Genomic DNA, 900 nt, shown 5'->3' with positions numbered 1-900 from the left:
AGCACTATTTCCGGCCATCTCGATCAAGCAACGCTCGAGACGCTGCTCACGGAAATCGACGATCCCGATTTGCGAGTGAGGATCATTGAGCTGTGTCTCGCCGTCGCATCAGCAGATGGTCACCTCGCTAACGGTGAAATCAGCGTGCTCGGGACCATTCTGACTGCGTGGACGCCGCAAACGCTGAACTTCGTATTGGAGGAACGCAGCCTCTCGTAGCCGCGGTGCATCTCACCGGGCCAGGGTCGACGATGGCGCCAACAACACCGCGCCCGCTGCACCATCGAACTAATCCTCGCCCGGCTTCAAATGTCGCCCGCGAAGTCGGCATCGTCCCACGCTCGCCTAAACCCTCGAGCAAAAACATCATCGGCTGGGCCCCGACCGCGCGGACGGCCATTCCAACGTATTCAGTGTTGTTACTCAGCAAGCGCAAATTATGATTGCAATGAACCGCATTTTGATCGTGAAGGTGACGTCGCTCGGCGACGTCGTCCAGACGCTACCTGTCGTCGCGGACCTCCATCGTGCATTTCCGGGCGTGGCGGTCGACTGGGCCGTGGACGAGTCGTGCGCGGAGGTCGTGCGCTGGCATCCGGGCGTGAGCCAGGTGCTCTGCGCGCCGCTGCGACGCTTCAAGAAGATGCGCAATCACGGCGACCTGAAGGCGATCTCGGCGTCGATCGGCGCACTGCGGAGGCATCGCTACGATGCGGTGATCGACCTGCACGGCGTCTACAAGAGCGCGATCATTTCGGTGCTCGCGCGCGCCGCGTGCCGCGTCGGCTACCAAACGCAGGATCTCGGCGAAACGGGCGCACGCTTCGCGTATTCACATCGCTTTGGCCCTCGACCGGACTGCGACGCGTGGCACGGAATGCGCGTGAGCGCCGGTGAGGC

Annotated in this window: 1 protein-coding gene and 1 pseudogene; both read left to right on the top strand. The window is 62.4% G+C overall.

The annotated features are described in order from the left end of the window. Positions 1 to 219, top strand: a pseudogene (locus G3O06_RS48520) (hypothetical protein); the annotation flags it as partial. A gap of 229 nt (positions 220 to 448) precedes the next feature. Next, positions 449 to 900 (top strand): glycosyltransferase family 9 protein (locus G3O06_RS48515; protein WP_277403807.1); only part of this gene is annotated, 452 nt, incomplete at its 3' end.

Source organism: Burkholderia sp. Ac-20345 (assembly GCF_017104825.1).
GTDB lineage: Bacteria > Pseudomonadota > Gammaproteobacteria > Burkholderiales > Burkholderiaceae > Burkholderia > Burkholderia lata_B.
The sequence above is the reverse complement of the archived record's forward strand: the minus strand, read 5'-3'. Positions and strand labels throughout refer to the sequence as shown.